We start from the raw sequence: 12,716 nt of genomic DNA, 5'->3' as shown, positions 1-12,716 counted from the left end.
ATCTATTCGCGCGCAGCGAGTTCAACGATCACAGCCGTGTCGAGGACCTTGCCGGCAAGGTCCTTGATCAAGACCTCGTTCCCAGATTCGGCGAGCTCATTGGCCTTGGCGAGAGCTTGCTTTGCGGAGGAGGCGACAACCACGATGGCACCGTTGCCGTTTTTCGAATACACCTGATATCCTACGTCGCTCATCGCCCCCTCGCTTACGATGATCTCTAGCGGCCTTCCAGATCCGCGCCTAGTGCAAACGAGCCACAGCTTGCACCTCCGGAATATATGGGGGGTCACGCGCTTGCCTGCAAAGGATCTCCTGGCCGGCCGTCGTGCGATAGAGCAGGCGCGTCGAAAATACAGCAGTCCCTCGAGAGATGATGCCCCTCAGTAATGGCTTCGCGCGTAAACCTTCATTTCGATGGGATCGTTGTTCGCCGGCCTCATGGATTTGCAGTGAAAGTTGCTATAGCTGCGCGGAATCGGAGGTCACTATTCTTGCAGGCCGGCGAGGCGCGGGAAACGATCTCAGTTAAAACAGCTCAAACGATAGAAGCAACGCCGGAAAGGAAGGAGGCGAGCAAACAAAACCCCGGCATTGCTGCCGGGGTTTCGCATTTCGTTGGGAGCGTCGGGCTTTAGAAGTCCATGCCACCCATACCACCCATGCCGCCGCCAGGAGGCATCGCGGGGGCGGCAGCTGCCTTCTTCGGCAGCTCGGCGACCATGGCCTCCGTGGTGATCAGGAGCGCCGCCACGGAGGAGGCGTTCTGGATCGCGGTGCGCACGACCTTGGTCGGGTCGATGATGCCCTTGGTGACGAGGTTGCCGTACTCGCCGGTCTGCGAGTCGAAGCCGTAGGCGTACTGATCCTTCTCCAGGATCTTGCCGACGATCACCGAGCCGTCTTCACCGGCGTTGATCGCGATCTGGCGAGCCGGCCAGGACAGCGCCTTGCGCACGATCTCGACGCCGGTCTTCTGGTCGTCGTTCTTGGTGCGCAGGCCCTTGAGCGCTTCGGTGGCGCGGAGCAGGGCGACGCCGCCGCCCGGCAGAATGCCTTCCTCGACCGCCGCACGGGTCGCATGCATCGCGTCATCCACGCGATCCTTGCGCTCCTTCACCTCGACCTCGGTCGCGCCGCCGACGCGGATCACCGCGACGCCGCCCGCGAGCTTGGCAAGACGCTCCTGGAGCTTCTCGCGGTCGTAGTCCGAGGTGGTCTCCTCGATCTGCGCCTTGATCTGCGCCACGCGCGCCTCGATGTCGGTCTTCTTGCCGGCGCCGTTGACGATCGTGGTGTTCTCCTTGTCGATCATCACTTTCTTGGCGCGACCGAGCATGTTGAGCGTGACGTTTTCGAGCTTGATGCCGAGATCTTCCGAGATGGCCTGGCCGCCGGTCAGGATCGCGATGTCCTGCAGCATGGCCTTGCGGCGATCGCCGAAGCCCGGGGCCTTGACGGCCGCGACCTTCAGGCCGCCGCGGAGGCGGTTCACGACGAGGGTGGCGAGCGCTTCGCCTTCGACGTCCTCGGCGACGATGACCAGCGGCTTGCCGGACTGCACCACGGCCTCGAGCAGCGGCAGCAATTCGTTCAGCGAGGAGAGCTTCTTCTCGTTGATGAGGATGTAGGCGTCGTCCATCTCAACGCGCATCTTGTCGGCGTTGGTGACGAAGTAGGGCGAAATGTAGCCGCGGTCGAACTGCATGCCCTCGACGACATCGAGCTCGGTCTCGAGCGACTTGGCTTCTTCAACCGTGATGACGCCCTCGTTGCCGACCTTCTTCATGGCATCGGCGAGGAACTTGCCGACTTCGGCATCGCCATTGGCGGAGATGGTGCCGACCTGGGCGATCTCCTCATTCGAGGTGACCTTCTTGGAGTTCTTTTCCAGATCGGCGACAACGGCATCGACCGCGAGATCGATACCGCGCTTCAGATCCATCGGGTTCATGCCGGCGGCAATCGATTTGGCGCCTTCACGGACGATCGCGGCGGCGAGCACGGTCGCGGTGGTGGTGCCGTCACCGGCAGCATCCGCCGCCTTCGACGCCACTTCCCGCACCATCTGGGCGCCCATGTTCTCGAACTTGTCCTCGAGTTCGATTTCCTTGGCAACGGCAACGCCGTCCTTGGTGATGCGGGGCGCGCCGAACGACTTGTCGAGGACGACGTTGCGGCCCTTCGGACCGAGCGTGACCTTAACGGCGCTGGCGAGGATCTCGACGCCGCGCAGCATGCGGTCACGGGCATCGACGCCTAATTTGACTTCTTTGGCTGACATATTGATTTCCCTGAGTTGTCTTGGTCTCATCTCACCCTTGGCGGGGCGCCCGGCAGGCGCTCCTCAGGGGTGAGCGGCGCGAGCGGCGGAATTAGGCGGCCTTCTTGCTCGAAGACACGCCGGTGAGAACGCCCATGATGTCGCTCTCCTTCATGATCAACAGCTCCTGGCCGTCGACCTTGACCTCGGTGCCCGACCACTTGCCGAACAGCACGCGGTCGCCGACCTTCACGTCGATCGGGAACAACTTGCCGCTCTCGTCGCGGCCGCCGGGGCCAACGGCGATGACTTCACCCTGCGAGGGCTTTTCCTTGGCCGTATCAGGAATGATGATGCCGCCGGCGGTCTTCTCTTCGGCGTCGATGCGTTTGACAACGACGCGGTCGTGAAGTGGACGGAAATTCATGCAGTCCTCCTAAGTATTTGCACGAGTTGACGGTCCTGAATTGCTAGCAATCGAGGCCCGCGAGTGCCAGCGCAGATGAAATAGGACAGTGGTTTTCGTGAGCAAGGGTTGGTAGCAAAAAAATCGGCGCCCAGCCGCCCGATCTGAAGCAAATTCGGTCAGCCGCAAGAGCCAAGATTTCAAAACGGTCGGACAGACGCCCTCGACCGGTCAGAGAAGCCAACACTGTATGCTTTGATCGGACACCTAGAAGCGCGCGCGCCTCACTATCTGCCGGCGGTGCGGCTCTCGCATTGATGTCCGATATCGAAGAGCTTACGCCTGTGTGTGCCGCTCAAAGCAACCGCCCTTGCCATAGTTTTGTCGCTCCCCATAGCTCCTGCGCCCTTAATCCCCGGGGACCACGACGTATGTTCTAAGGGTGACTTCTGATTCTCGCCTGCATCGCCCATTTCTAGCCGATCAACCGCAGCGAATTGTCATCTTTCTTCGGCAAAAAGGTTAGTCGCGATACCATCGCCGGTTGCGCGGGCTGGAGTTCATCGCTGCCGGGCCGCGCGGTCCGCAGCCCAACGCGCCCTACACGTACGTGACGATCAGCGTTCCTGTCGCACTTCGGCCTGCAGACACTGCGCGATCTTCCGGACACAGACTGCTCAACAAGGACAAACTGCTGGCCGGCCGAGCAGTTCGATCCCCGCACCGTGATGGTGTTCCTGAACGGCTGGGGCGCGCGCTATTACTGGGACTATCCGCGTTTCGACGTCGGCCTCCGCACCGGTGGCGAGGGGGCGTTCGCGCGACTGGTGCAAGAGGCGAAGGCGCTCGGCTATCGCATCGCCGTCATGTTCGGCAGCAACGTCGCGCGGCGAAACGGCCCCGACTTCCCGACGATTGCCGATGCGCGGCCGCGCGATGGCTATGGCGACTTCTTTCCCGCCAATTACGTCGACTGGGACGGCGACCGGAAGGGTGATGGCTTCATGGTGTTCATGAACCTCGCCGTCGCGAGCTGGCGCAACCATCTGCGCGACCGGACCGCTGGTATCATCGGCCGCTACGCGATCGATTTCTATTTTCTGGACATCTGCGGCCTGTGGGAAAACAACGTCGATGGCGACATGCTGCTAGGCACCCGCCAGCTGGTTGAAGAACTGGCGCAACGATTTCCCGGCGTCGCTCCGATCGCCGAAATGCTGTACAATGCGCAGATGGGGTTCATTCCGATGAGCCACGTGCCCCGCTATTCCCTGTATCCGCAGGCCAATTTCGGCGTGGTCGCCTCGTTCAACCACCTGAGCTTTCCGGCGCCGGGGCGCGGTTCGACCGGTATCCACGAATATGGCTTCGGCCATTACCAGCCCGTCAGGCTTGATCAGCCGCAGATCCCGACGATCACCTTCGTCGACGACACCTTCACAACGCAGCGCGAGGCGGCGATGTCAGACATCGCTACGGCCAAGCAGCGTTTCGCCGCGCGCGGAGGGCGGACGTGATGGGCGAAGGCCCGGCACGTGGTCGATCATCCGGCGGTCGGCTCAATCGCATTCACTTGCAGCGGTGCCGCCGGACGCGATTTCAACCAGGTCACGGCCAAGCCCTTCAAGAAGGTCGTACTTGAGCTCGGCGGCAAAGCGGCCTGCTTCGTCTTTCCTGCCGAGGCAACATCCTGGGCTGTGTTCTCGAATGCAGGGGAAACTGTATTGCCGGCACAAGATTGCTGTTTCACCGAGACAAAGCCGCCCAGTTTGTTTAAAAGGTTGCGCAGCAGCAAGCCACATTCGGACTGGCGTCCCGTTCAATCCTCGTCGGTCAACGTGCAGAGGACGAGCGGCGCTGTGCGGACGCAGCAGCAGCCGGGTTTCGGCGTGTTTCACCGAATGCCAAAATAAGGCCCACACGGCTTTACGGTACGTATATGTGCTAGAACAATCGTCAAGCTGAAGCATGGATAACTTCCATATTGAAGGTCAGGGCTGGTCAGGTGTTCGCTGCACTGGGCCGGCCCGCCACCACTCGGTGGCGCGCGAATGATTGTCCGCGCACTCGGCCTTATCAACCCACAAGAGCAAACATCATAATTACACCATTCTGATGCAATCATGCTTGCGCGCGCAAGAGCGGCATAGTCAGAAGGAGTTCGCGAATGAATGACGACGTCGAGCGCGAGATCGCGAAGCATCTAGAATGCGTCCACGACCTTTCGATCAAGATAGTCGAGAGTTCTGACACGGGTCAGAAGGCGGTCATGAGGGCTGCTGGGGTGCTCGCTGCCGTGATTCACAGCGTCGTCGTCGGTGACAAGCGCGAGGAGGTCATCAGCGCAGCGACGGACACGATACGCAAACACCTGAGACTGCTGGATGAGCTGGCCGACATCGGTGCGCCAATGAATTGAGGCTGTTGGGCCCCGATTGTGAGATATTCGACCGAAATAGTCTTGTGCTTTCCCTTGGTCGCCGCCATTTTTGCGGTAGGCGTCCTGTCTGCAAGAACAGTCGAGCCACATCTCTTACAAGAGGGATTATTTATGGGCAAATGAGATCGAACGACTGCACGAGGAGTCAAGCTGCGGATCAAGACGCAGACCGTGCGGAAGGGGCCTGTTGTCGCCGACCACCACCAAGCTGATGGGGTTCAAGCTGGTGATTGCCGTTCAAAGACCTGGTGGCGGCTCAAGGTCCAAAATCGCAGGTGCCAGATTCAACGACGGCATCGAGGCCGCCCAGACAGTGCACCCTAAAGGACCGGAGCAAACAGCAGCGGTCCAGATGGTTAAACAATTTGAGCGTCCGCTGGTGTCGCTCATCCAGGCATCGGACACGGCTGGGCCCCTCACGTCGCAGACCGTCCCGGGGCGCTAAGGCTTGTCAGCAACTCATCAGGACCCGAGGCATCCCACGCAATGCGCGGTCCGCGGCAGTTGCCGCCAAAACCGCGAAAGGAAAGTCGCGAGCACGCCAGGCTAGCTAGCGGCATTCGCTCACCTGGTCGCATCCCATATAGAACGGCGCTCTGCATCGACCTCGTGTATCAGATTTCGCACCGACGTTGGCGTCCGACAGATAGCAGCCGCTAGAAGCGCGACAATATTCCGGGAAGCCGACGAAATGGGGAAAGCAGCGCGCCGGCTCGGCATACAGGCCGTCTCAATAGCGGGCAAGTTGTGACGACTGTTCGTTGAACGGCGAAGACGACACTTCGGACTATCCTCGAGGCCGACAATCCTGATGAAGCCGGCGCTCTTCTCCCCGGTTTTATCGTCAGCCTTGCTGAGCTCAGGCGTGTACGATTTGATCAATGCGCATGGCCATCAACCGCGCTGCTTCGACGGGACGCAATGTCAGTTTTACGACAACTTGGCGGGCTGTGTGCATGGGGACGTTTGCTTCCGAACGAGTAGACCCCTGAGGCTAAGCGCCGATTCTGCAGCACTGCAGGCATGCATCGCTCCGCTATCCTTGGCCTGGCTTTTGCTATGCGGGTGCTGTTCACAAGTGACTATCGTCAACTCGTCCAGATGCTCAGGAGGCCTGCATGAAATTCCGTCCGCTTCACGACCGCGTCGTGGTCAAGCGTATCGACGCTGAAGAGAAGACAGCTGGCGGCATTATCATTCCCGATACAGCCAGGGAAAAGCCCTCGCAGGGCGAAGTCATCGCAATTGGCCCGGGCGGCCGTGACGAGACCGGTAAGCTGATTCCGATCGATGTCAAGGTTGGCGAGCGCGTGCTCTTCGGCAAGTGGTCCGGCACGGAAGTGAAGATCGATGGCCGGGAGCTGTTGATCATGAAAGAAAGCGACATCATGGGAGTCCTGACCGATCTGTTGTCGACGGAGATAGCCGCCTGATCCAGCGCTCCCCACCGCTCACTCCTGTCGAGCGCCCTTCGGACGCGCCGAAGGATGAAAAATAGACACTGAGGAAAATCATTATGTCAGCCAAAGAAGTCAAATTCGGCGTAGACGCGCGCGATCGTATGCTGCGCGGTGTCGACATCCTTGCCAATGCCGTGCAGGTCACCTTGGGTCCGAAGGGCCGCAACGTGGTGCTCGACAAGTCGTTCGGCGCGCCCCGCATCACCAAGGACGGCGTTGCCGTCGCCAAGGAGATCGAGCTGGAGGAGAAGTTCGAGAATATGGGCGCCCAGATGGTGCGGGAAGTGGCGTCGAAGGCGGCGGATGCTGCCGGTGACGGCACCACCACCGCGACCGTGCTCGCCGCTGCGATCGTCCGTGAAGGCGCCAAGTCGGTTGCCGCCGGCATGAACCCGATGGATCTGAAGCGCGGCATCGACCTCGCAGTCGCGGCCGTCGTTGCGGACCTCGAGAAGAACTCGAAGAAGGTCACCTCGAACGAGGAGATCGCCCAGGTCGGCACCATCTCGGCCAATGGCGACGCCGAGATCGGCAAGTTCCTGGCGGACGCCATGAAGAAGGTCGGCAACGAGGGGGTCATCACGGTCGAGGAAGCCAAGTCGCTCGAGACCGAGCTCGACGTCGTCGAGGGCATGCAGTTCGACCGCGGCTACATCTCACCTTACTTCGTTACCAATGCCGACAAGATGCGCGTTGAAATGGAAGACGCCTACATCCTCATCAACGAGAAGAAGCTGTCCTCGCTGAACGAGCTGCTGCCGCTGCTCGAGGCCTTGGTACGGAGTGGCAAGCCGCTGGTCATCGTCGCGGAGGACGTCGAAGGCGAGGCGCTTCCCGGCCTCGTCGTCAACCGCCTCCGCGGCGGCCTGAAGGTCGCGGCCGTCAAGGCGCCGGGCTTCGGCGATCGCCGCAAGGCTATGCTGCAGGACATCGCGATCTTGACCGGCGGCCAGGCGATCTCGGAAGATCTCGGCATCAAGCTCGAGAACGTCACCCTGCAGATGCTCGGCCGCGCCAAGAAGGTGGTGATCGACAAGGAGAACACCACGATCGTCAACGGCGCCGGCAAGAAGGCCGACATCGACGCTCGCATTGCCCAGATCAAGGCGCAGATCAAGGAGACTACCTCGGATTACGACCGTGAGAAGCTGCAGGAGCGTCTCGCCAAGCTTGCAGGCGGCGTTGCGGTGATCCGCGTTGGCGGCGCGACCGAGGTCGAGGTGAAGGAGCGCAAGGATCGCGTTGATGACGCGATGCACGCGACCCGCGCGGCTGTGGAGGAAGGTATCCTGCCGGGCGGTGGCGTCGCCCTGCTCCGTGCCTCCGAGCAGCTCAAGGGCCTGCCCACAACGAACGATGACCAGAAGACCGGTGTCGAGATTGTGCGCAAGGCGCTGTCCTGGCCGGCTCGCCAGATCGCCATCAACGCCGGTGAAGACGGCTCGGTAGTGGTCGGCAAAGTGCTAGAGAATCACCAGTACTCCTACGGTTTCGATGCGCAGACTGGCGAGTACAGCAACCTTGTCTCCAAGGGCATCATCGACCCGACCAAGGTTGTGCGCACCGCGGTCCAGAATGCCTCCTCGGTGGCAGCGCTGCTGATCACCACGGAAGCGATGGTTGCCGAGCTGCCGAAGAAGAACGCCGGCGGCCCCGCGATGCCTCCTGGCGCGGGCATGGGCGGCATGGACTTCTGACCCGGCTCTCATTCCATTGACGACAATGCAGAACCCTGGCAGCAGTGCCACGGGTCTGCGAATTCGGTCCTACCTACAACGATGGCAGCTCTTGCTAGCTTGGAGCTGTGTCGCGGGTGGCGCCGGCGAACTGAAAGGCCAATCCTGCTGAGCTGCACGCCGTCCTCGACATGGTTGTTCGGCTCGCCCTCTACTCCGTGCTTCTGGCAAGCGGAGGTTGCTGAGAGACGGCCCCCCAGCGACACCGAACTCACCCTCGTTCCTTCGGAGAAGACGCCGCCGGCTTATGAGGATGATGTGCCAGGAGCCAGCGGAGGAGGCCGGGCGATCCGAAGCCCCGGCCATCTCCGCACCCGGCCTCCTCCTCAATCCAAGCCGGGAGCAAAATAAATGAGGCATCCCATCGCGATCGGGAGCATCCATATGTGGGGCAATATGGGGCAGTTTTCCAAAGCGCGCGACAGTGTTTGTAGATCAAGGTGTTCCAAATGGCCTATGCGCCAAGAACCGGCGGCCCCCGAGAGGTCAAGTACGCGGGACCACGAAATCTATCTGCGGGAACAGAAGGGGCTCAGTGAGGCCACCATCTTTTGCTGTTGGCGTTGGGCTAATAGATTTCTCGAATGTTGTTTGGCGATGAACCAGGCGCCCCCTCAGCAGGCTCACTCCACATGACATCGTCAGTCAATTCTGCGCAAAAGGCGAGGCAGCCACAACCGAGTGGTCGACAATTCGATTGTGCCTTTCATATTTCCGGCGGTCGAACGCAAGAAGATCACAGCTGCTTTCGATGGCGGGCGGCTGACTTCTAAGCTATGCCTGAATCTTGGTGACGGAGCCGATCAGGCGGCATTGCGTGGTCGGGACGACCTCGATGGTCGGGGAATCTGACACCGGCGACGATCTTCTTGGGCTCTCGACCCAAAGTTTCGACGCCACCTCGATCAGCCTGCACTATCAATCTTGCGGTTTGTGGCGACAACGATCTCTTGACTCGCGCGCTCCTGTGCCGCACCGCGTCCGATAGTCTCGATCGGATTCCTCAGCTGCCTCTGGTGCTCGGCAGGAAGGCGGTAGAAAGCCACTAGACTCTAGATTGGCGCGGTCCGGCAATCAACGGCACGCGCATATTTGGTGGTGTAATTCTCGGCGAAGGTATCGAGTGCATGGTCCGCGACAGCCTGGCTCGGCGCCTCTGAGATCCTGCATGGCCTTCTTCATGCCGCTTCGAACCGAGCTCGGGATCTTGTTGAGCACGCTGACGGTCTTGTGCTGCCAGCAGCGCTGGTGCGTCTGCCAGCGCTCGTATTCGACCTGGGCAGTGCGTTGCGGCTAGGGGGCGCGCCCGACGACTAGGCGCGTCCCAAAATTGGTCGTTCAGGCCCGAAATCACCCAAGGCGAAAGGTTCGGCGCATCCTTTCCAAGCGGCGCCGAGAGCGCCTCGTGGAATCGCCGGTCGACATACCGCGCAGGTAAGGGACGGGCAGCAGGTGATCGAGGCTCCTGGTCCGCCGCGCTCGTACCGGCAAGATCACGGAGCTGAAGCTGCCGGATGGTCGCGCCCGGGCCGTGCGGCACGGCCATGGCCCAGCGCGCAAGCGAACAGATCACGCCGCTCTGTTGCGCAGAATTCGTACCCGTGCATGGTCACTGCAGACGGCGGACAGAACGGCAGGATGTTGATCGTCTCCTTCGGGGCGTATCGCTCTCCTTGGAGAAGTTCTCGCAGGTTGGTCACTCGCCCGGATAGGCCGCTTCTCTGAGCTCGTCATCACCGAGATTCCTGCATAGCTCCCGCTTTCTTCGTATTCAGCCAGTCCCGTTCAAGACCTCTATGTGCAGAACCCGACAGCAAATCGCAAGGCCGATCTGAGATCGCAAAGAGATGATTGTCTCAACCAAGCTCGCGTCTCATGGCATGTCGATTGCTGGGACCGCCTGTTACAGCATGCCACTGTATCAGACGCAAAGCCCGAGTCAGTCCAACTTGCCTTCTTTAGCATAAAAGCGGCTCTGTTAACTGCCGCTCCGCCAACCGGAGCCCGGCCATGCCGATCGACACATCCAAATTCTTCGACTCCATTCGGATCAACAAGCGGACTGCGAAGCAGGAAACGCAGGTGCGCCAGACCGCGGCGCCGTGCCAATGGCCTGATTGCAAGGGCAAGGGTACCCATCGCGCGCCCAAGGGACGCGACAATGCGCGCGAGTATTGGCACTTCTGCCTCGACCATGTTCGCGAATACAATCGGTCCTACAATTTCTTCTCCGGGATGGATGCGGAAGCGGTCGCGCGCTACCAGCAGGACGCGCTGACCGGCCATCGTCCGACCTGGAAGATGGGCGAGAACATCGGCGCCCGCATGACCGGCGGCGCCGCCGATTTGGAGGACGCCTCGCATCCCTTCAGCATGCTCGTCGGGCCGAACGGACGCGCCGGTGCCCACCCACGCGCGGAGGCCAAGCCAGAGGCGCGCAAGAGCTTCAATGCCGAGCGGAAAGCGTTGCAGGTTATGGGCCTCGATGCCGATGCGACGCTCGGCGAAATCAAGGCGAAGTACAAGGCGCTGGTCAAGCAGCACCATCCCGATGCCAATGGCGGCGACCGCTCCACGGAGGACCGCCTGGTCGAGATCATTAAGGCTTACCATTACCTGAAGACCGTGGTGCGCGAGAGCTAGCCCGGACATTTCGATGTCGCAGCCTGCGACGTTGTCGCATGTTCGACGTATGTCACATCCCGTCAAACACCTCAGACGAGACAGTCGTTGCTGACGTTCTGACGTGCCTCTCTTAACGCGCCGTTTCGCGGATCGGAAAGTGGCGCGAGAATTGCTGTGCCCATCGCGGTGGTTCTTGGAACCTGCGGAGGATCGCATGCACGCTGTCGTCCTCATCAAGCAGCTATTTGTCAATGTCGGCGCGAGGTGGGCGAACATGCTCAAGCGCCTGAGGCGGCCTGCACCGGTCCGTGCCCCGAGGGTGTGCCGAGCTGCGCGAAGAATTCGGTGCCGAGCTCACTTCCTTACGTCGGCCCTGGAGATGCTGGTATGTTCCTACGAAAAGTGCCGAGCTTGTCCGCCGCAACGCTCTCGTCATTCACCAACCACTCTTTCGAGAGTCTGGATACACTCGCGACGATTTGGCGCCTCGGATAGCAACCCGACCGGTCAGCATCGAACATAGTCAGCTCCTATCTTCTGGGTGCGTGCTGGGGTCAAACATTTCGGGCCCGGCGCTTTCCCTCGCGCGCGAGTGTTCAGCTGCAACAAGCGGAGCCAACATCTGGGTGAGCAATGGAAGTACAAATGGATGATCAATCGCACGGCGAAATGCCAATCTCTTCAAGCGGTCGGGAGAGCCGCGGTCCCGACCTATTCAGCTTCGTCGAATGCGCTACGCAGACGAAATCAATCAAGGCGCTGTTCGATCTTCTTGTGAGCTACGCGAACGAGGAGGGCTTTAGTAAAGTCGCCTACGGAGCACTCACCTGTCCGAATGAGCGTCGTCTGCCGGAGTATCTGCCGCCCCTGCCAACTATAAACTTCCCGTCTGATTGGTGCCAACGCTATGCTGAGCAAGAGTACCGAGCGATCGACCCGGTGGTCCGGCGGACAGCAATGCTGCCAACGCCCTTTCTGTGGGATGAATTAACCCGTCGATATCAACTACAGCCCCGTGAGCTGCGCGTCTTACGTGAGGCCAGAGAAGCAGGTCTCAAGCATGGCATGAGCGTACCATTGTTTGGATTGCGAGGTCGATTGGCTTTCGTATCGTTTGCATCTGCGTTCGATGATGCCGATCCACAGCATCGCATGGCTCATCTCAACACATTGGCCTCGGCGTTTCACAACGCAGTTGCGGAGATTACACCGCCAACTGACGAAGGTTGCGAGACAGATACTCGGCTGACAGAGCGAGAAACAGAGTGCCTACACTGGGTCGCAGAGGGAAAGTCAGCCTGGGTCGTCGGGCGACTTGTTGGGGTCAGCGAGAATACCGTCAATTTTCACATGAAGAACGTGATCCGAAAGCTAGGGGCGGCGAACCGAACTAATGCTGTAGCCAAAGCAACGCGACGCGGCCTCATTTAACGACGGATCGAAGGTCCCGCCCGCGGGCGGGCTCTTCTGTTACCAATTCATCTGCTGCGGATTGGGACAACCGCTCTCAAGTGTCTTCGAGGATGTCCTTAAACGGAAGCGGCTCAACCCAGAAGTAACTGGCGCGGCGAGCGCGTCAGGCGCTCGTACGCGGTGTCCCTCAGCAGCCCGGTGTCGTATGCAGCCCAGGGTCCGGGACTTGAGTCTTCGTCGTCGCATGCAGGTCTCGTTGGCCCACACCGCCGACGAGCTCAATCGACCTCTCAAAGGTTGAATTCCTACTACGGACAATACACGCCTTCGGCGCTGGATCGCATGCTCTGATGCGTTTCTCTCTTGCTCGGAGCAG

At 60.5% G+C, this 12,716-nt stretch carries 11 protein-coding genes and 2 pseudogenes; 9 read left to right on the top strand and 4 right to left on the bottom strand.

What is annotated here, in order from left to right; translation table 11 throughout:
• Positions 1-2: 2 nt before the first annotated feature.
• The 3 genes from ACNJX9_RS35745 to groES all read right to left on the bottom strand — a co-directional run bounded on the left by ACNJX9_RS35745 (position 3) and on the right by groES (position 2,687).
• Positions 3-194 carry a hypothetical protein gene (locus tag ACNJX9_RS35745; RefSeq protein ID WP_057743441.1) on the bottom strand — a complete coding sequence of 64 codons (192 nt, stop codon included), beginning with the start codon at positions 192-194 and terminating at the stop codon, positions 3-5.
• Positions 195-631: 437 nt separating this feature from the next.
• The gene (groL, locus tag ACNJX9_RS35740) at positions 632-2,281 is read right to left on the bottom strand and encodes a chaperonin GroEL (protein ID WP_439406790.1); all 1,650 of its coding nucleotides are present in this window, start codon (positions 2,279-2,281) and stop codon (positions 632-634) included.
• A 91-nt stretch (positions 2,282-2,372) separates the two neighbouring features.
• Positions 2,373-2,687, bottom strand: coding sequence for a co-chaperone GroES (gene groES, locus ACNJX9_RS35735; RefSeq protein ID WP_057759132.1), 315 nt, complete (start codon positions 2,685-2,687; stop codon positions 2,373-2,375).
• 428 nt (positions 2,688-3,115) lie between these two features.
• Here groES and ACNJX9_RS35730 point away from each other — a divergent pair.
• From ACNJX9_RS35730 to groL (ACNJX9_RS35700), 7 genes and pseudogenes are all read left to right on the top strand, one after another.
• Positions 3,116-3,340: pseudogene (locus ACNJX9_RS35730) on the top strand (SMC-Scp complex subunit ScpB); the annotation flags it as partial.
• Positions 3,341-3,391: 51 nt separating this feature from the next.
• Positions 3,392-4,183: a hypothetical protein gene (locus tag ACNJX9_RS35725; RefSeq protein WP_439410262.1), complete on the top strand. Its 792-nt coding sequence runs from the start codon at positions 3,392-3,394 to the stop codon at positions 4,181-4,183.
• Positions 4,184-4,201: 18 nt separating this feature from the next.
• Entirely contained in the window at positions 4,202-4,579 is a 378-nt protein-coding gene (locus ACNJX9_RS35720; protein ID WP_439406788.1) for an aldehyde dehydrogenase family protein, read from the top strand.
• Positions 4,580-4,833: 254 nt separating this feature from the next.
• Complete coding sequence (locus ACNJX9_RS35715) at positions 4,834-5,085, top strand: hypothetical protein (protein WP_439406786.1); 252 nt, start codon at positions 4,834-4,836, stop codon at positions 5,083-5,085.
• A 208-nt stretch (positions 5,086-5,293) separates the two neighbouring features.
• Positions 5,294-5,551: a hypothetical protein gene (locus tag ACNJX9_RS35710; protein WP_439406784.1), complete on the top strand. Its 258-nt coding sequence runs from the start codon at positions 5,294-5,296 to the stop codon at positions 5,549-5,551.
• A 673-nt stretch (positions 5,552-6,224) separates the two neighbouring features.
• The gene (locus ACNJX9_RS35705; RefSeq protein WP_057759143.1) at positions 6,225-6,539 is read left to right on the top strand and encodes a co-chaperone GroES; all 315 of its coding nucleotides are present in this window, start codon (positions 6,225-6,227) and stop codon (positions 6,537-6,539) included.
• Positions 6,540-6,622: 83 nt separating this feature from the next.
• Positions 6,623-8,263, top strand: coding sequence for a chaperonin GroEL (gene groL / locus ACNJX9_RS35700; RefSeq protein ID WP_439406781.1), 1,641 nt, complete (start codon positions 6,623-6,625; stop codon positions 8,261-8,263).
• 1,378 nt (positions 8,264-9,641) lie between these two features.
• Here groL (ACNJX9_RS35700) and ACNJX9_RS35695 read toward each other — a convergent pair.
• A pseudogene (locus ACNJX9_RS35695) lies at positions 9,642-9,808 on the bottom strand (IS256 family transposase); the annotation flags it as partial.
• A gap of 504 nt (positions 9,809-10,312) precedes the next feature.
• Between ACNJX9_RS35695 and ACNJX9_RS35690 the strand changes: the two are divergent.
• Positions 10,313-10,945, top strand: coding sequence for a J domain-containing protein (locus ACNJX9_RS35690; RefSeq protein ID WP_439406780.1), 633 nt, complete (start codon positions 10,313-10,315; stop codon positions 10,943-10,945).
• A gap of 627 nt (positions 10,946-11,572) precedes the next feature.
• A complete protein-coding gene (locus ACNJX9_RS35685; RefSeq protein ID WP_430648683.1) occupies positions 11,573-12,358 on the top strand; it encodes an autoinducer binding domain-containing protein in 786 nt (261 codons plus the stop codon).
• Positions 12,359-12,716 lie beyond the last annotated feature (358 nt).

The sequence above is a fragment of the Bradyrhizobium sp. BLXBL-03 genome (assembly GCF_051853015.1).
GTDB classification, from domain to species: domain Bacteria; phylum Pseudomonadota; class Alphaproteobacteria; order Rhizobiales; family Xanthobacteraceae; genus Bradyrhizobium; species Bradyrhizobium manausense.
Note: the sequence above shows the minus strand (reverse complement) of the source record. Positions and strands in the feature narration are given on the sequence as shown.

Bases quoted from the DNA above. Each gene is read 5' to 3' on its own strand.
- groL (WP_439406781.1), top strand. From the start codon at position 6,623: ATGTCAGCCAAAGAAGTCAAATTCGGCGTAGACGCGCGCGATCGTATG.
- groL (WP_439406790.1), bottom strand. From the start codon at position 2,281: ATGTCAGCCAAAGAAGTCAAATTAGGCGTCGATGCCCGTGACCGCATG.
- ACNJX9_RS35705 (WP_057759143.1), top strand. From the start codon at position 6,225: ATGAAATTCCGTCCGCTTCACGACCGCGTCGTGGTCAAGCGTATCGAC.
- ACNJX9_RS35745 (WP_057743441.1), bottom strand. From the start codon at position 194: ATGAGCGACGTAGGATATCAGGTGTATTCGAAAAACGGCAACGGTGCC.
- groES (WP_057759132.1), bottom strand. From the start codon at position 2,687: ATGAATTTCCGTCCACTTCACGACCGCGTCGTTGTCAAACGCATCGAC.
- ACNJX9_RS35715 (WP_439406786.1), top strand. From the start codon at position 4,834: ATGAATGACGACGTCGAGCGCGAGATCGCGAAGCATCTAGAATGCGTC.
- ACNJX9_RS35690 (WP_439406780.1), top strand. From the start codon at position 10,313: ATGCCGATCGACACATCCAAATTCTTCGACTCCATTCGGATCAACAAG.
- ACNJX9_RS35685 (WP_430648683.1), top strand. From the start codon at position 11,573: ATGGATGATCAATCGCACGGCGAAATGCCAATCTCTTCAAGCGGTCGG.